The 22,998-nt window shown below is 47.6% G+C and carries 21 protein-coding genes; 16 read left to right on the forward strand and 5 right to left on the reverse strand.

Going from position 1 to position 22,998, the window contains the following annotated elements; translation table 11 throughout:
* Positions 1 to 2 precede the first annotated feature (2 nt).
* Positions 3 to 5,354, reverse strand: a complete 5,352-nt coding sequence (locus HXZ99_RS06870; RefSeq protein ID WP_194756542.1) for an alpha-2-macroglobulin family protein — start codon at positions 5,352 to 5,354, stop codon at positions 3 to 5.
* A 276-nt stretch (positions 5,355 to 5,630) separates the two neighbouring features.
* Here HXZ99_RS06870 and HXZ99_RS06875 point away from each other — a divergent pair, with 276 nt between their 5' ends.
* From HXZ99_RS06875 to HXZ99_RS06890, 4 genes are all read left to right on the forward strand, one after another.
* Positions 5,631 to 6,509 (forward strand): patatin-like phospholipase family protein, encoded by an 879-nt coding sequence (locus HXZ99_RS06875; RefSeq protein WP_194756543.1) that lies wholly within the window; start codon positions 5,631 to 5,633, stop codon positions 6,507 to 6,509.
* A 53-nt stretch (positions 6,510 to 6,562) separates the two neighbouring features.
* Positions 6,563 to 7,711, forward strand: coding sequence for a dicarboxylate/amino acid:cation symporter (locus tag HXZ99_RS06880; protein WP_194756544.1), 1,149 nt, complete (start codon positions 6,563 to 6,565; stop codon positions 7,709 to 7,711).
* A gap of 22 nt (positions 7,712 to 7,733) precedes the next feature.
* On the forward strand, positions 7,734 to 8,174 hold the full coding sequence (locus HXZ99_RS06885; protein ID WP_194756545.1) for a hypothetical protein: 441 nt from the start codon (positions 7,734 to 7,736) through the stop codon (positions 8,172 to 8,174).
* 164 nt (positions 8,175 to 8,338) lie between these two features.
* The gene (locus tag HXZ99_RS06890; protein WP_194756546.1) at positions 8,339 to 8,593 is read left to right on the forward strand and encodes a hypothetical protein; all 255 of its coding nucleotides are present in this window, start codon (positions 8,339 to 8,341) and stop codon (positions 8,591 to 8,593) included.
* A gap of 11 nt (positions 8,594 to 8,604) precedes the next feature.
* Here the strand turns inward: HXZ99_RS06890 and HXZ99_RS06895 are convergent, their stop codons facing one another.
* From HXZ99_RS06895 to HXZ99_RS06910, 4 genes are all read right to left on the reverse strand, one after another.
* Positions 8,605 to 9,027 carry a hypothetical protein gene (locus tag HXZ99_RS06895; RefSeq protein ID WP_194756547.1) on the reverse strand — a complete coding sequence of 141 codons (423 nt, stop codon included), beginning with the start codon at positions 9,025 to 9,027 and terminating at the stop codon, positions 8,605 to 8,607.
* 5 nt (positions 9,028 to 9,032) lie between these two features.
* Entirely contained in the window at positions 9,033 to 9,377 is a 345-nt protein-coding gene (locus tag HXZ99_RS06900) for a TraR/DksA family transcriptional regulator (protein ID WP_194756548.1), read from the reverse strand.
* A gap of 122 nt (positions 9,378 to 9,499) precedes the next feature.
* Positions 9,500 to 10,366 (reverse strand): universal stress protein, encoded by an 867-nt coding sequence (locus tag HXZ99_RS06905; protein WP_194756549.1) that lies wholly within the window; start codon positions 10,364 to 10,366, stop codon positions 9,500 to 9,502.
* Between the two features lie 12 nt (positions 10,367 to 10,378).
* On the reverse strand, positions 10,379 to 11,857 hold the full coding sequence (locus tag HXZ99_RS06910; RefSeq protein WP_194756550.1) for a SulP family inorganic anion transporter: 1,479 nt from the start codon (positions 11,855 to 11,857) through the stop codon (positions 10,379 to 10,381).
* A 386-nt stretch (positions 11,858 to 12,243) separates the two neighbouring features.
* Here HXZ99_RS06910 and HXZ99_RS06915 point away from each other — a divergent pair, with 386 nt between their 5' ends.
* From HXZ99_RS06915 to atpG, 12 genes are all read left to right on the forward strand, one after another.
* Complete coding sequence (locus HXZ99_RS06915) at positions 12,244 to 12,690, forward strand: flavodoxin domain-containing protein (protein ID WP_194756551.1); 447 nt, start codon at positions 12,244 to 12,246, stop codon at positions 12,688 to 12,690.
* A gap of 550 nt (positions 12,691 to 13,240) precedes the next feature.
* Positions 13,241 to 15,142, forward strand: a complete 1,902-nt coding sequence (gene mnmG / locus HXZ99_RS06920; protein ID WP_194756552.1) for a tRNA uridine-5-carboxymethylaminomethyl(34) synthesis enzyme MnmG — start codon at positions 13,241 to 13,243, stop codon at positions 15,140 to 15,142.
* 55 nt (positions 15,143 to 15,197) lie between these two features.
* A complete protein-coding gene (gene rsmG / locus HXZ99_RS06925) occupies positions 15,198 to 15,863 on the forward strand; it encodes a 16S rRNA (guanine(527)-N(7))-methyltransferase RsmG (RefSeq protein ID WP_194756553.1) in 666 nt (221 codons plus the stop codon).
* 73 nt (positions 15,864 to 15,936) lie between these two features.
* The gene (locus HXZ99_RS06930; RefSeq protein ID WP_194756554.1) at positions 15,937 to 16,719 is read left to right on the forward strand and encodes a ParA family protein; all 783 of its coding nucleotides are present in this window, start codon (positions 15,937 to 15,939) and stop codon (positions 16,717 to 16,719) included.
* Positions 16,720 to 16,731: 12 nt separating this feature from the next.
* Positions 16,732 to 17,619, forward strand: a complete 888-nt coding sequence (locus HXZ99_RS06935; protein ID WP_194756555.1) for a ParB/RepB/Spo0J family partition protein — start codon at positions 16,732 to 16,734, stop codon at positions 17,617 to 17,619.
* Between the two features lie 222 nt (positions 17,620 to 17,841).
* Positions 17,842 to 18,240, forward strand: coding sequence for an ATP synthase subunit I (locus HXZ99_RS06940; RefSeq protein WP_194756556.1), 399 nt, complete (start codon positions 17,842 to 17,844; stop codon positions 18,238 to 18,240).
* Between the two features lie 15 nt (positions 18,241 to 18,255).
* Positions 18,256 to 19,104 (forward strand): F0F1 ATP synthase subunit A, encoded by an 849-nt coding sequence (gene atpB, locus HXZ99_RS06945; RefSeq protein ID WP_194756557.1) that lies wholly within the window; start codon positions 18,256 to 18,258, stop codon positions 19,102 to 19,104.
* 90 nt (positions 19,105 to 19,194) lie between these two features.
* Complete coding sequence (gene atpE, locus HXZ99_RS06950; RefSeq protein WP_143235714.1) at positions 19,195 to 19,449, forward strand: F0F1 ATP synthase subunit C; 255 nt, start codon at positions 19,195 to 19,197, stop codon at positions 19,447 to 19,449.
* Between the two features lie 38 nt (positions 19,450 to 19,487).
* A complete protein-coding gene (gene atpF, locus HXZ99_RS06955) occupies positions 19,488 to 19,958 on the forward strand; it encodes a F0F1 ATP synthase subunit B (protein WP_194756558.1) in 471 nt (156 codons plus the stop codon).
* A 17-nt stretch (positions 19,959 to 19,975) separates the two neighbouring features.
* On the forward strand, positions 19,976 to 20,509 hold the full coding sequence (gene atpH / locus HXZ99_RS06960; protein WP_194756559.1) for a F0F1 ATP synthase subunit delta: 534 nt from the start codon (positions 19,976 to 19,978) through the stop codon (positions 20,507 to 20,509).
* A 14-nt stretch (positions 20,510 to 20,523) separates the two neighbouring features.
* Positions 20,524 to 22,065, forward strand: a complete 1,542-nt coding sequence (gene atpA / locus HXZ99_RS06965) for a F0F1 ATP synthase subunit alpha (protein WP_194756560.1) — start codon at positions 20,524 to 20,526, stop codon at positions 22,063 to 22,065.
* Positions 22,066 to 22,120: 55 nt separating this feature from the next.
* Positions 22,121 to 22,981 carry a F0F1 ATP synthase subunit gamma gene (gene atpG / locus HXZ99_RS06970; RefSeq protein ID WP_194756561.1) on the forward strand — a complete coding sequence of 287 codons (861 nt, stop codon included), beginning with the start codon at positions 22,121 to 22,123 and terminating at the stop codon, positions 22,979 to 22,981.
* Positions 22,982 to 22,998 lie beyond the last annotated feature (17 nt).

Genomic DNA, 22,998 nt, shown 5'->3' on the forward strand with positions numbered 1-22,998 from the left:
CGTTATTTCCCTAACTCTTTCACTTGCCAGATCTCACTTGCAGAACGACCGCGAACATCACTTCTAAATAAGGTTTCAACCGTTGCTCCGGGAGCAAGGAAGGTTCCTGAATTTCTAACTTCAACGACATAGTCGAGCTCAGTAAGCCCTGCTGACAGACGCCACCGGTACATGCCGATTTGTTGGGGCTCTATGGTTTGATGGCAATGGTACATACAAAATACGCTGCGCGAGCCGAAGAAGCCCGACCGATTGACATACCACCCACCGGGCACAGAGTCTCGAATCACGACATGTTCATAATCAACCGGTGACTGAATTTTCAGGGTAACACGCACCCTATCGCCGAGTTGCAGCTGCGAGCTACTATCCAAAGGCTGCCATTCTCCCTTGCGTCCAGGTTCGCCTCGAAGTAGCGCATACTCTCTTACAATTTGTACACCATCGTAACGGCTGGGCAATTCTGTGTAATGGCTTTGATACCGTGCAAATAGTGCAGACTGAGGCGACTGCAAGTCTAATTCCCATATACTTGAGCCTAACTCATTTCCATGAACAGCAAGCTCAGTTTGGGGTTCATTGTCATCTCCACCTTTCACCAAAGCACTCACGCACAATCCTCCTGCTATAACCGAAGCAAAGGAACCTTGAGTTCGTTGCAGCAGCAGTAAATCCTGCTTCTCTTGCTGTTTAAGCGGATGCGCCTGAGGATATCCATGTAAGACCAGGCAGCGCTCCCATGTGTGTCTAAACACAGGACCTACTCCACTTTGATACCCCATATCTTGCAGGCGGTCTACTAAATGTCCCCGAAGAGACTCAGCCTCAGGGAATCGCTCCAAACTGGCCAGATACACCAATATTTCTTGCGCTTCATCCTCAACAATCAAGTGTTGAGCTAACGTCTGAAAGGCATCAAAATCGAGGTCTTGATATTCCGTTAGACCCCATAATGCAAATGCTCGCGCGACAGCGTTATTTGATCGCTTTAACACCTCTTTAATGCGGCTTTGTATTCGACCGTGCTCTAAGAGTTTTGTGGCATATTCACCGTAGCGATGTTGTGCAATTTTCTGTAATACCAAAAAACTATAGGCGTTTAGTAGATCGTCATCGATAAACGAATGTTGAGGTATCATCTGAAAATATCGATAACCATAATCCATTGAAAATTCAATAAGCTGCGCCACTAACGCCTCATCTTCTGGCTCCACATAAGCGTCAGGAAGAATGGAAAGCAGCAACGCCGCGTTTAATCGCTGCGGTGTGGTTTGCATCGATGACTGCAACATCTTTTCGCGAAGCGCGCTCCAGTCAATTTGCAAAGCGCCCCCGAGTTGGTAGAAGCTTACATTTGTCGCACTTTCTGGCAATTGCCAACGAATGTTATCAGACCCCCTTGGCCATAAGCTCTGCTGACTTTGCACCCAAGCAGACCGAACATTGAGCTGCAATGTCCGTACTTGCGTTTGTTCCTCATCATGGGCACTTACTCCGTATTGCCCTGTCGGCAGCGCGGGCAATCTCACTGTCTGTCGCTGTGATTGACCCGGTTCTAACTCGAAAACAACGGTATCTAGCAATTCGCCATTAAGTTTAAGGTGAATATGCTCCCGCTGCGTTCCTCGACGTTGTGTCGCACTCACCGCTAAGCTCAATTGATCACCTTCATAGCTATATTCTGCTGCTTCAATACTGAACTCAAATGCGGATTGCACTGACAAGCGCTGTTCTACAATTTCTCGCTGCTGTTTCGTGGCCGCAACCGCGATAACTCGCCAGCTTGTTGCCCGTGCTGGCAGTTCAAGAGTTAGCGATTGAGTTTCACCCGCAGCAAGGATGATCCGAGGCTGCCACAACACCCATTCCGGATGATGATTAGTAAAGGTGTTCAAATTTCCAAAATTAGGCGGTGGCGGAGGTGTGCGCCGGCGGGTGGAGTAAGAACCAAGAAAGCTCTCGAGTCGTGCGTTTGTGTAAAACCCTTGTTCTAGCGATTCTCTCACGTTGTATCTATGTGCAGAGAATGTAGAAAAAGCGGATTGCCATCGGCCCGCTGAAAGACTCCGAACATTATTGAGTTCGGGAACCCGCGCTAAATCTCCCACAATCAAGCTCTCGTCGACAAGCCACAACTGCACTTCAGACGCAAGCTCACTGTGCAGTTCGATCATGACTCGCTCACCGAGGTTAATTTCAGGCTGCGCTACCTTCATTGTGAGATGAATCGGCTCAGAAAAATGTTTTACCGGAACGTCTTCGTGCAAAAATTGGTGGCCACTTAGCGCATCGAAATGGACAACAACGATCGATGCCGCTTGTCCCCATTCTTCTGTTACAGGTAGCGTGATGGCGTTGCTACCCGGTGCAACACTCAACCATTCGCTATGCTGCACACGATCAGTAAAGACAAACAAAAATACATCTTTTGCCTCCTCGGAGTGCACATGAATTTGATTCTCTCCCTCTGCGGCAAAATCAGCCCGACTGCCACTCACGCCATCCGAAGTACGTGTGTATAGCGCTTCCGGCAACTGCAACTTTAGTTCTGAAGCAGAAACATTATTTCGCGATGAAAACCTACCTGAAAATTCATTCTCACCAACAGTAACAACGACTGTGAAAGTAGGATGTCCCTCGGGGTAATCGCATCTCGCGTTATTTTCATTGATCCTGCAGTTTGAAGGGATAGGGGTATCGCTGTAAATATCGCGCAATTGAACAACAAAATCATCGTTCAACCACTCGCCCTGCGCATTTACCAAGCGCACGGAAAACCCACCGTTCTTCTCGTGTCGAAACGCTGGGTAGGCCGGTAAACCGAAAATAGTATGCATTCCCTCTTGACGTAATTGCTCGCCGGTAACCGCTGTGGTGTTCACATGCCATCGCAAGTTCCCATGAACTTTCGGGGCCTCCTGTAAGATAACATTTGCCGCTGTGGGGCCCTCTTTCGCTACGTTGTTGGGGAGTTCGGTGTGGGCTTGAAATTTACCCCATTGATCCGTGATTAATGTCACTTCATGCTCAAAGGATGCCTCATCCGAGGTGTTATTATATGAAAAATCAAAGCTCCAGCCCGATGGCCAAGAATTCGGTGCTCGAATTGAATACGTAGGCCAAAAGCTTAATTCCAGATTTATCGCATGGTCGGCCATAGCGGCTCGAGAAATGCGCTTTAACTCCCCTTGAATCTGCAACCATTGCGAGTCCGACAAATCTAATTCTGATTGGGCCAGTAGCTCCACCTCCGGTGCTACAAAATGATTCAGAATTACGCCCTTCCGATGCAACATCCGTCCGGAGTAGCGTAGTTCTGCGGAGAAATAGCCAATGGGGAGGGTGTCATCAAATAGGAATTGCGCTGTCGCCAATCCATTCTCACTCACATCACTTACTTTGAGATCAAATGATTTCTGACCATGAATTAGCTTTAATTCAATTTTATCCGGGTCCAGCGCTTCCAAGTGTCGATGCTGCATTTCAATGGTGACATACAATGTATCTCCATGCCTGACTTGCTCTTGGGTAGTGATAATCGTCCCAACAACAGACTCCAATTGGCTTACCCAGCTTCTTTTCAGAAGCGGAATACTTGAGTGACGCAGGTGAAAAGTCGACTCTCCATCTGCCTGTATCAGATCATCGTCATGATAAGTGCCCCACAACCAACATGTTTGTTTGGAATCCGAAGGCCATTCTGGCTCGCGCTTTAAGAATCCTGATTGATCTGTTGAGCCTAGCTTAAGGGGGGCATTCTGATCCGAGCACACCAAATAGACGTCCACATCGGATAGGGGTTGGCCTTGCATATCCCATGCAAAAATGAGCCATTCATTCATAGGCAAAATATTCAGATGAAAGGCATTTCGTTGCACAATACCGGGTTTTTCTGGTAACCCAGAGGCCGCTAAAACACGAAGCTGGCCCGATGTTTCAAGCATCTGCTCTAAGGGAAGCTCATACAAATTTCCCGTGGCTTGCTCAGATATTTCCCATTGAAACTGCGTGCTTTTCGACTGATTATTTAAGACGTCCTGAAGATGTTCTGGCGATGAAATCGCGATGACCTCTAAGCTCATATCTTCTGCATAACGTAGGGCGATTTGTATGGGTTTATCTTGCTGAGCGTAGATTAGGTTATTCGATGTGAAACTATCGTCCCAAATTGGCCACCAGTCTCCCGGAAATGCTCCGATACTAAGAGTGACCTGGTCGTTCGGTGGTGCTTTCACAAGTGGCTTATCCGCAAACTGTTGCTGCCAGATTTCATTCAAGTCGAAAACGTATTCTCGATTGGGTAATAACATTGCCGTGACAACAAAAAGTGACTCTTCGTCTTCTTGAGTATAAGACTTGTGCAAAAAGGCCGGCTCTGAGCTCCATGGCAAATGATTGAGGCGGTATCCTAAGGTCGTTGGTGTAGTATTTGCCGTGGTTAAAAACTCGTGACTAAATCGCAACTGTAACGCCCCTGTCTTACACGCAATTGCAGTGTCATCGTTTACAATGCCATTTTCGCGAGTTCTCCATGGCCCAGCACGATCTCCCGTATGACATCGATATCCCAACCAACGAAATTCGTCATAAACGCGCACTTGCTTTAGCACCAAGGGGTTTTCAAGAGGCTGATTTGTTCCAGACAAAACCAGCCCGGCAGGCAGTTGCACCTTGTATAGCCCGGACTCCGCTAGGAAGATCTCAGCACGCCAAGTCCATACATCCGTCCCGGATTCGATCTCTGCTAAAACTGGCTCCGTGATCCCATCCGGTTTTCTTAACTCAATGTGCTGATAAAACTCCTCAAAATAATCAGGAGAATCCTCGAAATCGGCAAAGGCACGAAACCGATTGCTCACGCCTTGAAATATACGGGTCGATGCGTCCCAACTAAAATGAATGCGCCCGTAGTCAAACGTGATTTGTGAAACATCCGATACTCTTGCCGTCTCCAACTCGAATTGATAATCGGCTCCCAAGGTTGAGGATAGCGTGGGGAAATCAGAGCGAACGGTAAAGGTGAATTGTGAATTGAGCGGCAAGGCTTGAATAAGTTCACACGATAAGGTTTGTGTATCTAAAAAACGCCAGCGACATTCGGGGAAGTGCTCTCCCTCGACTGTGATTGCGTTCGTTTGCGCTTTACGTGGCAGTGCCCCAGCAATAGTTACAGGCTCTGTAAACTTAAAGCGAATTTGACGAATAGTCTTTGCCCGGGCATCGTCAAATTGCAATGTGACCGATGACTCACCTGTTCGCGCCATTGATTCAGAGCTTATCGCAAAAAGCGGAGCGGTCTGTAGGTAAACGAACAATCCTAGAATATGCAGTAAAATCGCGGGAAAACGGAGCATATACCTTCATTCCTTCGATGGTTGATAACGCCACTATATCAATATTTTTAAAAGCACTGGAATAACTTGTGCTCAAAAACGATCCAACTTAGAAGTTCTTTCGCTATGCACTGGCCGTCGTCATTAAGTCGTCTGATATCGTAAAATGATTACTTCCCTTGTTTTTTCAACGCCCCTTTCTTACTTCAATTTTACCCTTATTGACTGGCTTTCTTAGTTACCTCAGACCATAGTTATTAAGAACCTTGAATTGGACGATTGACCACGGAGTAATGGATGCGAAACTCCAAATTTAACAATAATCATCACACCCTCGTCGTTGAAGGTGGAGCCATGCGCGGTATTTTTGCGGCGGGGGTGCTAGATGCCTTTATTGAGCGTGATTTTTATCCGTTTGACGCTGCCATTGGCGTATCTGCGGGCAGCACCAATTTAATTGGTTATTTGGCGGGAAACCTGAAGCGCAGTTATCAAATTATTACCGATCACGCCCTTCGTGATGAGTTTATGAATATGCGTCGCTATTTGCGCGGTGGCCATTTTTGCGATGTAAATTGGCTATGGCATTGCTCGCTTGATGAACTACCTCTGAATATTCCAACCTTTCTTGAACGAAACATTCCACTCACGGTTGTGACCTGCAGCATTATTACGGGTAAAGCCTGCTATTTTGAAGTGAATGAAGACAATATGAATGCGCTTTTTCCTGCTTCCTGCGCGATGCCCGTAGTTTTTCGAGAGTTTCCACCCATCAACGGTGAACCCATGACAGACGGTGGATTAGCAGACTCCATACCCGTTGTTCACGCTTATGAGCAGGGCGCTCGGGAAATTACCGTCATTCTCTCCCAGCCTTTAGGCTACAAAAAACAACCGTCGCGTTTCCCAAATTTATTAAAGCCCTTATTTGCAGAGCACCCCGCTCTCTTCGACGCCGTTACCCGACGCAACGACCAATACAATGCAGCCCTTGAGTTTATCGCAAGTCCGCCAAAAGACTGTCAGTTGCGTATTATTGCTCCGCCAGGAAACTTTCCTGTATCGCGCTTTACCCGAGACCTAGATTCCCTCAATATGGGTTATAACCAAGGGGTGAATGCGGGTAATCGATTTATCGCAGAAGCCTTAATCAGGTCGGATGCTGCACACGCGTGAACCATGCTATGATGCCGCCATTGACCTCAACACAATAACAACGAGATCTACCCATGGCACTGATCATTAAACTATTGGCAGGTATTCTGCTAGGTACTTTTATTGGCCTATATGCACCGCATTGGTTCACACAACTCCTCCTAACCTTTAAGGTTTTATTTGGCCAACTGCTGTTTTTTACCATTCCATTGCTGATTTTCTTCTTTATCACCAGCGGAATCGCAAGCTTGCCTCAAAATTCCGGCAGGCTTCTTGGTAAAACCTTGGGGATAGCCTATCTTTCGACGATTATCGCCGGTATTTTGGCATTTTTCGCTGCAAGTGCTGTCGTTCCTATGCTGGCTCCAGACACCACCGATGTGGCGGGTATGTCAGGGACTCTGCTCGAACCCTTTATTCAGCTGGAAATCCCCCCGGTTTTTAATGTTATGACTGCGCTGGCACTCGCCTTTATTTTTGGTTTAGGCATTGCAGCAACCCAAGCAACGGCCCTGAAGAACTTAAGCGATCAAGGTCGCGACGTCATCAAGGTACTGCTTGAGAAAGTCATCATTCCATTCTTGCCGTTATATATTGCTGGTGTTTTTGCCGAAATGGCAGCTGCCGGAACGGTATTCGAGACGTTGAAAACCTTCGCCGTGATTCTCGTACTTGCGGTAGTGCTGCATTGGCTCTACATCGTCGGTATGTTTGTACTCGCTGGCCTCAAAGCAGGTAAATCACCACTGGCCCTGATTAAAAATATGCTTCCTGCCTATTTTACCGCGCTGGGAACCATGTCGAGTGCCGCAACGATTCCGGTAACTTTGAAATCGGTAAAGAGCAATAACGTACGCGATGAAGTGGCCGATTTCACGGTTCCTTTATGTGCCACTACCCATTTAGCGGGCTCAACCATTACTATCGTGGCAACAACGGTTGCGGTGATGGTGTTGCACAACGCGCTGGTTATTCCCTCATTTATGACGATGCTGCCCTTTATCATGATGCTCGCCATTGTGATGTTAGCCGCCCCAGGGGTTCCCGGCGGCGCTGTGATGGCGGCGGTTGGGCTACTTGGCTCCATGCTTGGGTTCGGTGAAACCGCTATTGCACTGATGATTGCCTTGTATATGGCACAAGATAGTTTTGGTACTGCATGTAACGTCACCGGTGATGGCGCCATTGCGGTCTTGGTCGACGATCAAGCAAAGGAAGAGTAAGCGCTCTCGAGGAGCAGCACTGATGAAGCACCCTAAGTATCCGGTCGCCATTGTGCTGCTCTTTGTCGTTTTAGGGCCTCCCTTGGGGGCCGTTACGCTTACCCTGATTATCACTGGCGAAATGCTGTGGTCCGCGTCTCTCCCGGATGCAGCTAGTATGACCATCATCGCCCTGATGTACGGGCTACCGATGAGCTACATACTGGGAGGGATTCAAGCCCTTGTATTGGGGATTATCGCCGCATTTTACGTACGTGAACGACAAACCCTGTCCTATCATTTTATGATCACCCTCTCGCTCATTGCCGCGGCGCTGTACACCAGTAATTTTTATGGCATGTTGTTGGGTCTTGCGCACACAGATTTTGTTCTTACTGCATCGCTATGGCTTGCGCATCTTGTACCCACTGTGGTGTTGACTCGCATGATACGAAAGCAATACCGACTGAGATATGATGTTTGACGTTTAGCCTAAGGCGGCGCGGGGGATGTCCATCAACTGGCGGGTGTGCGCGGCAAGGACGCCGCGCCCAAGCTTACAGGGACGTACTTGCAGCGTCCCGCAAGGTGATGAACCTCCTCTAGGTCTCAACAACCCAACGCGGTGCGTTGGTGCGGGAGTAAAATATGCCCTTTGAAATTAAGCAGCTAAGTTGGCACAAGCGGCGGCGGCCAACCGAGGTTCCTAAGCCCGTCGCTATTGAGGTCGATGATTTTCGCCAAGAAGTTAATCATCCCTGTGAAGTAACCGTCACCTTCGATAATGGTGAGGTTTTGCACATGCATGGCCGCGTAATTCGAAATCCAATCACCGGAATTTGGTCGGTCAGCGCTATTAACGGGACAGGTCAATCTGTACTTGCTAGATTCGTCGAACCCTAAATTGTAAGTGACTACTCACTTCGCTCCAAAGGTTTTTCTAACTGAGGCTTTTTATATCTACTCCGAATCCAATTAAGCGCCCGCAACACCCCACGTTGACGCACAATCCAGCGCTCAACGTCATATTTTCCTGGTACATCAGACGTGATAATCGCAATCAAGATAGTGAGTAGCCCTTGTCCTGGTAAAATCAACATGGCTATACCCGCGACTAACAACACCACGGCGATCACGTTTCGCACGACATAAAGTACAATGCGCGGACCGGTCCAACGTCTGGGTCGCTTTTTTGCCGTGAAATAGTCGGCAGGCATGCGCACCACGAGCAAAGGGATGGCAATCATGGATGCCAACGCCATCAATAAACTCAAACTTACCATCCACGGTAAGAATGGTTGCACTATCTCAAATACCGACTTAAACCACTCGATCATAGCGATTACCTTGCTTCCCGTTCTGACTGACAGTCAATACATAAGGTCGCTACCGGATCAATTTCAAGACGCGCTTCGGCAATTGCTTCCCCACAGGCTTCACAATAGCCATACTCGTCATCTTCGATACGCACCAAAGCGGCCGTAATTCGCTGCAACAGAAGTTCGCGACGGCGCTGATTGGCCTGAGCCATCTCTTGGTTTTGCATCGCATCCATGCGAGATAATCGCCCTACACTTTGCTGATCTAACGTCACCGGTTGCTGTGATTCAGCGGCGTCTTCACCTAGCGCTTGCAACTCACTGCGCAGCTCGAGCAATTTGGTTTTGTAATGTTCTAAATCCACCATCCCGTACTCCTTCAATTCTGCAGCCTATATTAAGGAAGTACCTCTTATTCTGGCACAAAAAAACCGACGAGCACGTACTCATCGGTTTTTCGTCACAATCGCACCAGCAATGGATGTGGCTATTAGCGCAATAGCAGTAGCGGCACCTTGGCACTGGAAATTAATTTATTGGTATGGCTTCCCACAAAAAACTCTCGAATACGAGAGTGCCCGTAAGCGCCCATCACCATGACATCGATTTGATTTTCTTGGGCGTATTCGTTCAGGCTTGGTTCAACGTCGCCAGAAATTAAGGCTGTTTGCACATCCGTAAAGCCTTGCTCAGCCAATATCGAGGCGGCACTGTCTAGTTGTGCTTGATGGTCTCCCGTCTCAGCACCTACCATCACCACATGCACCGGCATACCTGCAAATAACGGACTTCGCGCCACCATTTCCACGGCTTTTTTCGCAGTCGCGCTATGATCATAAGCAATCATAATGCGTTCTGGTGTTTTAAATGAGTCGGAAATAACCCAAATCGGCCGATGCAAAGTGCGAATAACGCGCTCGACTTGATGGCCAATATACTGGCCAATTTGAGAAGGTGTTTTTGTCGCCCGTTTGCCCTGGCGCCCAATCACAAGCAAGCGAACATCGTTTTCAATATCTGCCAAGGTATCGACTAAGTCGCCGTGGCGTTGCCGCAACAAAGGCTCCGGATAAACGCTTTTAACGTGTTTTTCTACCGCTTCAAGAAACAAATGACCTTGTTGCCGCGCTAACTTGGATCGTTTTTCTTCCAGATCAGTAAATTCCGTTAACAGTCGCTGACGCTCATCCATTCCAATCTGGCCACTGTAATCAGATTCATCACCTTTGCGAACATCATCGAGCACATTCAATAGCACCAGTTGATTATTCAACCGTGTCGCCGACCAAGCGGCATAATCTGCCACCGCATCAGATAAAGCGGAGCCATCGATACAAGCTACAGTATGTTTTGTCATTGCGGTGTTCTCCTAGTGGCCCATCAACTTGTCGGCAGCGTCTGGTTTATCAGATACGCCAAACTTATCAACGACAGTAGCGGTCGCTTTATTCATTCCTTGAACGACAACTTCAGCACCCTCTCGACGGAATTTTAAAATTACTTTATCAAGGGCTGCAACCGACGTGATATCCCAGAAATGGGCACGATCCACATCAATAGTTACCTTATCAAGCGCTTCTTTAAAGTCAAAGGATTCCACAAACTTCTCAGACGACGTAAAGAACACCTGACCAATCACTTTATAAGTACGGTGATCGCCCTCTTTATTCAGGCTTGAGGAGACATGCATGTAGCTGCCCACTTTTGCGGCGAAGAACAGTGCTGCCAACAGAACCCCAACGAATACACCAAAGGCTAAGTTATGAGTCCACACCACCACAACCACCGTGGCGATCATGACAATATTGGTGCTCATTGGGTGCTTTTTTAGATCCCGCACTGATTGCCAGCTAAAGGTACCAATGGAGACCATGATCATCACAGCGACAAGAGCGGCCATTGGGATTTGTCGTACCCACTCGGCTAAAAATACGACCATCACAATTAACACGACACCGGCAGTGAGCATCGATAACCGGCCGCGACCACCTGATTTCACATTAATGACGGATTGGCCAATCATGGCACAACCGGCCATACCGCCCATCAACCCTGAGCCAATATTGGCAATCCCCTGACCACGACACTCTTTATTCCGGTCTGATTTAGTATCGGTTAAGTCATCAACAATGGTTTGCGTCATCATCGATTCAAGTAAACCAACAATCGCCAACGGCAAAGCGTACGGCAAGATAATCATTAGCGTTTCAAAATTCAGTGGAATATCAGGCCATAAGAACACAGGTAAGCTATCGGGCAGCTCACCCATGTGACCGACGGTACGCACATCAACGCCGGTAAACATCACAAAAGCGGTAATCAGAACAATGGCGATTAAGGGCGATGGAATCGCTTTTGTCACATAAGGTAGGCCATAGATAATGCCCAAGCCCGCTGCTGTAAGCGCATACACATGCCACGTTACGTTGGTGAGCTCCGGCAACTGGGCAAGGAAAATAAGGATCGCTAAGGCATTCACAAAGCCAGTAACAACGGAGCGAGACACAAAACGCATCAACGAACCGAGTTTTAACAGCCCGAATATAAGCTGGAGCACACCGGTTAATAATGTCGCTGCAAGCAGGTATTCGAGGCCGTGATCACGGACCAAGGTAACCATAAGCAGAGCCATCGCGCCCGTAGCGGCAGAAATTTGTCCCGGTCGACCGCCCACAAAGGCCATAATCACACAGATACAGAAAGAGGCATAGAGGCCAACTTTCGGATCAACACCGGCAATAATAGAGAAAGCGATGGCTTCCGGAATAAGCGCTAATGCAACAACCAATCCCGCTAGAACATCCCCACGAATATTGCCAAACCATTCGTGTTTCCACGTGTTACCCATGTTTTTATTCCTATTTACCCAAGTGCACCGACTAAATTGTAGATCTATTTTTGAACTATGCTGTTTTTTTAAGCACAAAAGCTCCACGTTGAAGGCAGCTACTTTACTCGCTTACAGCGAGTGTTCGCTTCTCAACGTAGAGTAAATCTACGAAAATAAAGAGTTCATTCCAAAACCTGTAAAATGCACTGTTTTATCTATCTAAAACTGCAAGAAAACGCACTGTTTTGGTTAGATAACCTAGACATAAAGGTTAATGAGGGCGCGATGATACGGACGAATTGCGCATTAATCAAGCACCTGGATATCAACTTTTTGTTGAATTTTGTTCGTTTCCCCGAAAAACTACAACATATCCGTATCTACTCATTCATCTTAAGGTTGTTATGCATTTTCATATACTCATCGGCACCACATCAGGAAATACTGAATATCTCGCAGACGCAGTAAGCCAAGCGCTAATTTCCGAGGGCCATACAACCACCCTGCATGACCAACCCGATCTCACCGAAGTGCCCACAGAAAATGCCCTTTGGCTGTGCTGTATGGCGACCCATGGTGCCGGTGAATATGCCGATTCTATCTACCCGTTTATGCAGTCATTAAGCGATCAGCGACCTGCATTAGAAGGCGTTCGATATGCTCTTATTGGCATTGGGGATTCAAGCTACGATACCTTTTGCCAAGCCGCCCAAGATGCAGATGCCTTGTTTTCTGGCTTAGGTGCCACACGGATCTGCGACAGTCTGACGATCGATATGCTGAACGATTTAGATCCGGAAGCTAACGCAGTGAAGTGGCTAGATACATGGCAATCAGCCCGCAGTGAATAACCTTATCCACGCTATCAACCCTTGATTTAAAACGAAAATAAAAAGTTATTTGGATCTTATACACAGGTTACGCGGATCTTTACCCACCGGTTTCAAAAGCTGGGGATAAACAGGGATCAATGCTGTGATCCGATCCGGGGATAGATCTGGGGATAACTTTCACTGTGGATAAGCATCAAGTTATCCCACTGTTTATGCGTCCATAAGATCCCTGTTTATGCACATCCAAACATTAAAGCTAACCTTTTGATTTTAATTATATAAAACGGGCTATCCACAGATCTTTGGCGCGCTAATAGTAATCATAATAAAGAGATCTTAAAAAAATATAGATCTATATATTACCCAAGCCATGCGTGATCAAACGCAACCCATTCGTCCTATGCAAATCCCTTTGAAAAGCATTTTGAGTCACCCATAAAAGTGCTACAATAGTCGGCTATCTATGGGAATTGCCTAAGTTCACGATCCTTATGATCAATTGAGGATCCACTAGCTCTATCTTATAGACCTTATTTATTGACGCTTTAAGATCGAGGTTCAGATCGGTATGGCAACAGATTTACGGTTCGATGTGATTGTTATTGGTGGCGGACACGCAGGTACCGAAGCGGCACTTGCAGCTGCGCGTATGGGAAAGCAAACGCTACTGATCACGCATAACATCGATACCTTAGGACAAATGTCATGTAATCCAGCCATTGGTGGTATTGGTAAAGGACATTTGGTAAAAGAAATTGATGCCTTAGGTGGCATCATGGGTCGTGCTGCCGATCGCGCAGGTATTCAATTTCGGACTCTGAATGCCTCGAAAGGTCCAGCCGTTCGCGCTACGCGTGCTCAAGCCGATCGTCAACTATACAAAACCTTTATTCGCCAAACCTTAGAATCGCAACCGAATCTGAAAATCTTTCAGCAAGCCGCTGATGATCTTATTGTCACCGAAACAGGAACAGGTCCTCGCGTTGAAGGCGTGATAACGCAAATGGGCTTAAAGTTTTATGCACCTGCAGTTGTACTCACCACAGGTACTTTCCTAGGTGGACAAATTCATATTGGTTTATCAAATTTCAGTGGTGGTCGCGCAGGGGATCCTCCTTCGATTGCTTTAGCCCGTCGTTTACGCGAGCTTCCTCTTCGCGTTGATCGTTTAAAAACCGGAACGCCACCGCGAATCGATGCCAACACCGTTGATTTTTCAGTGATGCAAGAACAGCCTGGCGATTCACCACGACCGGTATTTTCGTTTATTGGGAGTACTGATGATCACCCCGAGCAAATTAGCTGTTACATCACCCATACCAATAACGAAACTCACGATATTATTAAATCAGGACTGGATCGCTCACCCATGTATTCGGGAGTGATCGAAGGTATTGGCCCACGATATTGCCCATCGATCGAAGATAAAGTGGTACGTTTTGCAGATAAAAACTCACATCAAATCTTCGTTGAGCCAGAAGGGTTAAATACCCAAGAACTCTATCCAAATGGCATCAGCACCAGCTTACCTTTTGATGTGCAAATGGCCTTGGTGCATTCCATCCGTGGATTCGAAAATGCGCATATTACGCGCCCAGGCTATGCCATCGAATATGATTTCTTTGATCCGCGTGATCTTAAACAATCATTGGAAACCAAATATATCCAAGGCTTGTATTTTGCTGGTCAAATTAACGGGACAACAGGTTACGAAGAAGCCGCCGCTCAGGGTTTAATCGCCGGCATGAATGCCGCCTTGGCCGTATCGCGCCAAGAAGCATGGACACCCCGTCGTGATCAAGCTTACATGGGCGTGCTCATTGACGATTTAGCAACCTTGGGAACCAAAGAACCTTATCGGATGTTCACCTCCCGTGCTGAATATCGATTGTTGCTGCGCGAAGATAACGCCGATATGCGCTTAACCGAGCAAGGCCGGAAGTTAGGCTTGGTCGACGATACCCGCTGGGCGTTGTTTAATACCAAGCTGGAAGCGGTTGAACAAGAGCAGCAACGCTTACGTTCTACCTGGATTCACAAAGATCACGTTGCTACCGACGCTGTAAACCCATTGCTAAAAACACCAATTAGCAAGGAAGCAAGCTTAGAAGAGCTATTGCGACGTCCGGAAGTCACTTATGATGCGTTAATGAAGATTGATGCGCTAGGCCCTGGATTAGTGGATCCAAAAGCAGCTGAGCAGGTCGAGATTCAAGTGAAATATGCGGGCTACATCAAACGTCAGGAAGAAGAAATAGCCAAGCAGTTACGCCATGAAAATACCAAGCTGCCGAAAGAATTTGAGTATCAACATATTTCCGGACTCTCCAATGAGGTGATTGCCAAGCTCAACGAGCATCGTCCGGATACCATCGGTCAGGCAGCACGGATCAGTGGAATTACGCCAGCGGCCATTTCCATGTTGTTGGTGCACCTAAAGAAACAAGGTTTACTTCGCAAGAGCGCGTAACCGAGCATCATCGCGCATAGCGTTTGCGGTGCATTAAGTGGATTAAGGGATTGTCATGGCAAAACTTCGGCCATTTCCGGAAGCAGAATTAAAACAAAAATTAAGCAAACTGCTAAAAGAGACTGATTTATCAGTAAGCGAAGCACAGCAACAACAGCTTATTGCGTTGCTTGGATTGCTGTATAAATGGAATGGTGCGTACAACCTAACATCGGTGCGAGATCCCCATGACATGCTCATTCGTCATGTTATGGACAGTATTGTGGTGGGTCCGTACTTGCATGGCACGCACGTTATCGATGTCGGAACCGGACCGGGCTTGCCGGGATTACCCTTAGCAATTTGTAATCCCGATCAGCAATTCGTGTTGCTTGATAGTTTAACCAAACGCATCACTTTTATCCGTCAGGTGGTCCATATATTGGGGTTAACCAATGTTACCCCGGTACTGGCTAGGGTTCAGGATTTCCAACCTAGCGACGTCGGCATTGTAGGATTTGATTCGGTGGTGAGCCGGGCGTTCGCGTCACTTGCAGATATGCTTAGCTGGTGTCATCATCTTCCTTCTGAGCAAGGACGATTTTTGGCGCTCAAAGGGGCTCCATCCGAAGAAGAGTTGAATAGCGTTCCCGCGCCATATCGGATTCATGCGGTGTATCCACTGCAGGTTCCAAACCTAGATGCCATGCGTCACATCGTCGATGTTCGAGTAACAGAGTAGATTGTGCGACGCGATAACGTCGCTTAATGCGCCCACTCAACGGGCATCAAGAACAATAATTTGAGGAAATTTCGTGGGGAAAGTCGTTGCAATTGCCAATCAAAAAGGCGGCGTTGGAAAAACTACGACCGCAGTGAATCTTGCAGCCTCAATGGCGGCCACCCGGCGTAAGGTGTTGTTGATTGATCTGGATCCCCAGGGCAACGCCACCATGGGTAGCGGCGTTGATAAATACGAAGTGCCTCACACGGTGTACGATTTGCTAGTGGATGAAAAGCCTGCAAGCATCGTAATCCAAACAGAAACCTCTGGAAATTATCATTTAATTGCAGCCAATAGTGATGTCACTGCCGCTGAAATCAAATTGATGGAAGTATTTTCCCGGGAAACGCGGTTGCGTCGGGCCCTTGATCCGGTGCGCGACCATTACGATTTTATCTTCATCGATTGCCCGCCATCGCTTAACTTGCTGACGGTGAATGCCATGGCAGCATCAGATTCTGTTTTGGTGCCGATGCAGTGCGAATATTATGCCTTAGAAGGATTAACCGCACTGATGGATACAATCGATCAACTCGCCTCTATTGTGAATCCGGGGCTGTATATCGAAGGCTTGCTTCGCACCATGTACGATCCTCGAAATCGTCTAGCCAATGATGTATCGGAACAATTAAAAAATCACTTTGGTGATAAAGTGTATCGTACTGTGATTCCTCGTAATGTGCGTTTAGCAGAAGCACCAAGCTTTGGTTCGCCTGCCATGTATTACGACAAATCATCAACAGGTTCAAAAGCTTATTTGGCTCTCGCCGGTGAAGTGATTCGCCGCGCCGAAACAAGCGCAAACGCTTCATAAGGAACTTTGTTTATGTCTGCTAAAAAACGAGGTTTAGGGCGCGGCTTAGATGCCCTATTAGCTACCAGCGCCAACGCTGTTGCCCGTCAGGAGGCACAACGGGTTGATGTAACCGATGCCCTAGATAAGGGTGAGTTACGGAAGTTGCCGGTCGAGTTTTTACGACCTGGTAAATATCAACCACGCAAAGATATGTCGCCAGAAGCTCTGGAAGATTTAGCCAATTCAGTCAAAGCGCAAGGAATTATTCAGCCCATCGTGGTGCGCCCTTTGGCTGAAAAAGATAGCTTTGAAATTATTGCGGGTGAGCGTCGTTGGCGCGCGGCGCAACTGGCCCAGCTCGATACAGTTCCTTGCCTCATTAAAGATGTTCCCGACGAAGCCGCGGTTGCTATCGCGCTGATTGAAAACATTCAACGGGAAGATCTGAATCCGTTAGAAGAAGCCAACGCCCTGAAACGATTAATGGATGAGTTTGAAATGACCCATCAAAGCGTGGCTGAGGCAGTAGGTAAATCACGCACAACGGTAACTAACTTACTTCGCATAACGCTATTGAATGACGATGTGAAAATTCTGCTTGAGCGGGGCGATATTGAACTTGGTCATGCCAAAGTGTTGTTAGGTGTGGAGGGTGAGGTACAAAGTGACCTAGCTCGGATTATCGCCGCCAAAGGTATGACAGTGCGCGAAGCCGAACAACTGGTGGCGCGCGCATTGAACCCAGTGAAGAAAGAAGAAAAGAAAGTTGATCCTGATGTGCAGCAGCTTGAACGAAAACTGAGCGAACAGCTAGGCGCAAAAGTGGCCATTAGCCATAACCGCAAAGGTCGTGGCAAGCTGGTGATTAACTACGCTTCTCTTGATGAACTTGATGGAATTCTAGCCCACATCAAATAACTGGTCGGATGCTTATAACATCTGCATTAGCGCGAGGTGACATTTGTGTTCACTTCGCTTCAGTTTTCCACCGACTTCATTTGCAATTTCAGGCGAAAACTTTATAATCTGCGCAGCTTTTGCTGGGGGGCGTGTAAGCCTCGACCAACAGATTTTATCAAACATCGCCGTTCGACTGTTCGACAGCGGTGTTTTTTGTCAGGAAAATGAAAGGTTTCGGATATGGCGGCCCAACATCACCATGAGATGACGCATAAAGGCCGGATCCTCGCTAAGCGCTTAATTCGTCTTCAAGCCCTCAGCGCAGCCATATTAATTTTCATTTTCGGACTTACTTTGGGAATACCGGCAGTGATAACCGCTACTGCTGGAGCCATCATCGGCTTACTCCCAAATATAGTATTTGCCGCGTTCGCATTTCGAACCGGAGGCGCCCGCGCTGCACCCGCTGTGGTGAATAGTTTCTACGTGGGCGAAGGTTTAAAGATCGCACTCACCATGTGCTTGTTTGTAATGGCCTTTGTGTTTCTTGAAGGTCCTTGGTTACCGCTTTTTGTGGTATTCGGCGTCATTACAATCTTGCACTGGCTAGCACCAATTTTACATTTGAAAATTAACTAACTTGGGTTACTTAACATGGCTGCTGATGGAAAAATGACTCCAACGGAGTACATTTCGCACCACTTGCAGAATGCACAGATCGGTGAAGGTTTCTGGACCGTGAACGTGGATTCTCTGGGGATGGCGATTGTGCTTGGGAGCTTCTTCGTATGGTTATTTGCTTACGTTGGGCGCAAGGCAACAACTGGCGTTCCAGGTAAACTACAATGTTTTATTGAAATGGTGGTGGAGTTCGTCGATACCTCGGTGAAAGAAACTTTCCATGCCAAGAGCAAACTAATTGCACCATTAGCCCTTACCATTTTCGTCTGGATATTCCTGATGAACTTGATGAAGCTTATTCCTGTGGACTTCTTCCCATTATTCTGGGGCTTGTTAGGTATCACGGTAGCGAGCGGCATGGGTAAAGGCGAAGTGTCTGAGGGTGCAGGTGTGATTGCGCGGGCCATGGATCACCCGTGGAGTTACATGAAAGCCGCACCGACAACCGATTTGAACGTCACCTTAGGCCTCGCGCTGGGTGTGTTTGTCTTGATTATTTTCTACTCAGTGAAGCACAAAGGGTTGGGTGGTTTCGTGAAGGAACTTACTTTCACACCGTTTAATCACTGGGCATTGATTCCGTTTAACCTGGTTCTCGAACTCGTGACCCTGATTGCTAAACCAATCTCGTTGTCACTGCGTTTGTTCGGAAACTTGTATGCCGGTGAGCTGATTTTCATTCTGATCGCGATGATTGGATTGTTCCAGCTGCCGCTCCACTTCGCGTGGGCTGTGTTCCATATTCTGGTCATTATCTTGCAAGCGTTTATCTTTATGATGCTCACGATCGTGTACCTGAGTATGGCCAGTGAAAAACACTAGGTAAGCAATATGAGCGTGGCAACACGCTCAATAAATTCAACGTTTTATTTGTACTTTTAACTTTAACTATCTGAAAAACTGGAGATATCAATGGAAACTGTAGTTTCATTTACAATCTTAGCTGTAGCAATCATTATCGGTTTAGCTGCTCTGGGTACAGCAATTGGCTTCGCCATCATGGGTGGTAAGTTCTTAGAAGCAACTGCTCGTCAACCAGAAATGGCTGCGCAACTGCAAACTAAGATGTTCATCTTGGCAGGTCTTATCGACGCGATCTCAATGATCGGTGTTGGTGTTTCTCTGTTCTTCGTATTTGCGAATCCTTTTGTTGGCTTATTAGGCTAATTGAAACTCGACGGTCACCAACTTAGAGGAGATCCGTTGTGGATATCAACGCAACTCTGATAGGTCTTATGATCGCGTTTGTGGTCTTCGTACTTTTTTGTATGAAGTTCGTATGGCCACCCCTGAATAATGCTATTGAAGAACGTCAGAAGAAAATTGCTGACGGTCTGGCAGCTTCAGAACTCGCCGAGAAAGACCTAGAGCAAGCGCGCAAGCAAGCAGACGACGAGTTAAAAGCAGCAAAATTAGAAGCTGCGACCTTAATTGACCAGGCCAAGAAACGGGCCGCTAAACTGGTTGAAGAAGAAACTCAACGTGGCCACGCAGAGCGCGAAAAAATTATCGCTTCCGGTTATGCAGAAGTGGAAGCTGAGCGTAACCGCGTTCGTGAAGAACTGCGCAAGCAGCTGGGTGTTTTAGCCATTGCTGGTGCGTCGAAAATCATCGAGCGTGAGGTTGATGCACAGAAGCAAAGCGACATTGTTGAAAAACTTGTCGCTGAATTGTAATCACGGGGGTAGAGCAGATGTCGGAACAAACTACGATCGCTCGCCCCTATGCCAAAGCAGCTTTTGATTTTGCTGTTGAGCAGGGTGCGATCGCCGAGTGGAACGAAATGTTGGAATTTGCCGCTGCTGTTGCAGTGCAAGAAGACATGCACCACTTTTTAAAAAGCGCCACTAGCCGTGACCAAGTCACCACCGTTTTTGTTGGTGTCTGCGGTGAACAGCTCAACGCGAACGGCCAGAACTTAATTAAAGTGATGGCAGATAACGAACGCTTGGTAGCTTTACCAGAGGTTGCACGTTTATTCGGGCAGCTTCGGTCTGACTACGAGAAAGAGGTCACTGTGGATGTTGTATCTGCAGTTGAACTCAACGACGCCCTTAAGGCGAAGTTAAGCGCAGCGTTGGAAAAACGTCTCGCACGCAAAGTTAAGCTCAATTGCAGTGTAGACCCGTCTGTTATGGGCGGACTGTTGATAGAGGCCGGTGATCTGGTCATCGACGGCACACTGAAGAGTAAGCTGACACGGCTTGCCAACACACTGCAATCATAATCGGGGACGAGAGCATGCAACTGAATTCAAATGAAATTGCAGAACTGATCAAAAAACGAATTGAGAAGTTCGAAGTTGTCAGTGAAGCTCGTAATGAAGGTACTATCACCGCTGTAACAGACGGCATCATCCGCATTACCGGATTGGCCGATTGTATGCAGGGGGAGATGGTCGAGCTTCCTGGGAATCGTTATGCCATCGCACTAAACCTTGAGCGCGACTCAGTAGGTGCGGTAGTAATGGGTCCGTATGGCGACCTACAAGAAGGCACAAAAGTTAAATCAACCGGACGTATCTTAGAAGTTCCAGTAGGACGTGCGCTGTTAGGCCGCGTTGTGAACACGCTAGGTATGCCAATTGATGGTAAAGGCGCAATTGATGCAGACGGCTTTGAGCCAGTTGAGAAAATTGCACCGGGTGTTATCGAGCGTAAATCGGTTGATCAGCCAGTACAAACTGGTTACAAATCAATTGACTCGATGATTCCAATCGGCCGTGGCCAGCGTGAGCTGATCATCGGTGACCGTCAAACCGGTAAAACAGCGATGGCTGTGGATGCCATCATCAACCAGAAAGGCACTGGCATTAAGTGTGTGTACGTGGCAATCGGTCAGAAATCATCGACTATCGCCAACGTAGTACGCAAACTTGAAGAGCACGGCGCCCTCGAGCACACCATCATTGTTGCAGCATCTGCGTCTGAATCAGCCGCTCTGCAATACTTGGCTGCGTACTCTGGTTGTACTATGGGTGAATACTTCCGCGATCGCGGCGAAGACGCACTAATCGTATACGATGACTTGTCGAAGCAAGCTGTTGCTTATCGTCAAATTTCATTGTTGCTACGTCGTCCGCCAGGCCGTGAAGCATTCCCTGGTGATGTTTTCTATCTACACTCGCGCTTGTTGGAGCGTGCTGCTCGCGTAAACGCTGATTACGTAGAGAAGTTCACCAATGGCGAAGTGAAGGGCAAAACCGGTTCACTTACCGCATTGCCAATTATCGAAACACAAGCAGGTGACGTATCTGCGTTCGTACCGACCAACGTAATTTCAATTACCGATGGTCAGATCTTCTTGGAAACTGACCTCTTTAACGCGGGTATTCGCCCTGCAGTTAACGCAGGTATCTCGGTTTCTCGGGTAGGTGGTGCAGCGCAAACTAAGATCATCAAAAAGCTGGGCGGTGGTATTCGTCTTGCGTTGGCTCAGTATCGTGAACTTGCAGCGTTTGCTCAGTTCGCTTCTGACCTCGACGAAGCAACACGTTCACAGCTTGAGCATGGTCAGCGCGTTACCGAGCTGATGAAGCAGAACCAATATGCGCCAATGAGCGTTGCCGAGATGGGTATCTCTATCTATGCAGCTGAAAAAGGTTTCCTGAAAGGTATTGCGATTAATAAAATTCAGGATTTCGAAAGTGCCCTGCTCTCTTATTTTAAGAGCGAGCATGCGGAGCTTATGGCGAAAATCAACGAAACAGGCGATTACAACGACACTATCGATGCTGAAATTAAAGCAGGTATCGAGAAGTTTAAATCAACTCAAAGTTGGTAAGAAGCGGGCCGCAGGAAACTGCGGCCTTCAGTCGTTGTAACGCAGGAGATTAATCATGGCCGTTGGTAAAGAGATTAAAACTCAGATCGCGAGTATTAATAATACTCAGAAGATCACCAGCGCGATGGAAATGGTCGCTGCGTCCAAGATGAAGAAGGCGCAGGAACAGATGGCGTTAAGCCGTCCGTACGCTGAGTCCATTCGCAAAGTGATCGGCCATATTGCTCAAGGTAACCTCGAGTACCGCCATTCGTGGTTGGAAGAACGCGAGGTGAAACGCGTTGGTTACATCATCGTCTCCACAGACCGTGGTTTGTGTGGCGGCTTGAACAGTAACGAATTTCGTAAAGTCATTCGTGATGTCCAAGTCTGGCAAGAGAAAGGCGTTGATGTCAGCTTCGCTGCTTTGGGTAGTAAAGCGTCAGGCTTTTTTAAGCGGTTATCAGGCAGCATCCTGTCACAAGCGTCAGCTTTCGGTGATAAACCAAAAGTAGAAGACGTGATTGGTACGGTCTCTGTCATGCTCAAGGCTTTCGAAGAAGGCGAGCTCGACAAGATCTACTTGGTGTACAACAAGTTTGTAAACACCATGACTCAGGAGCCGGTGATCCACCAGCTGTTGCCATTGCCAAAAACAGAGACTGCCAAGCGTGAACATGCCTGGGATTATCTGTATGAACCGGATGCTAAGTCTATTCTGGACACGCTGTTGCGTCGGTTTATTGAAAGCCAGGTATATCAAGGCGTGGTAGAAAACCTCGCTAGCGAGCAGGCCGCTCGAATGGTGGCAATGAAATCCGCTACTGATAATGCTGGCCAGCTTATTGACGACCTTCAGTTGGTTTACAACAAGGCCCGTCAGGCTGCGATTACCCAGGAAATTTCAGAGATTGTTTCGGGTGCCGGTGCAGTTTAAGGCAACAGTCAGAAAGA

The organism is Aliidiomarina indica (assembly GCF_015354615.1).
Classification (GTDB): domain Bacteria; phylum Pseudomonadota; class Gammaproteobacteria; order Enterobacterales; family Alteromonadaceae; genus Aliidiomarina; species Aliidiomarina indica.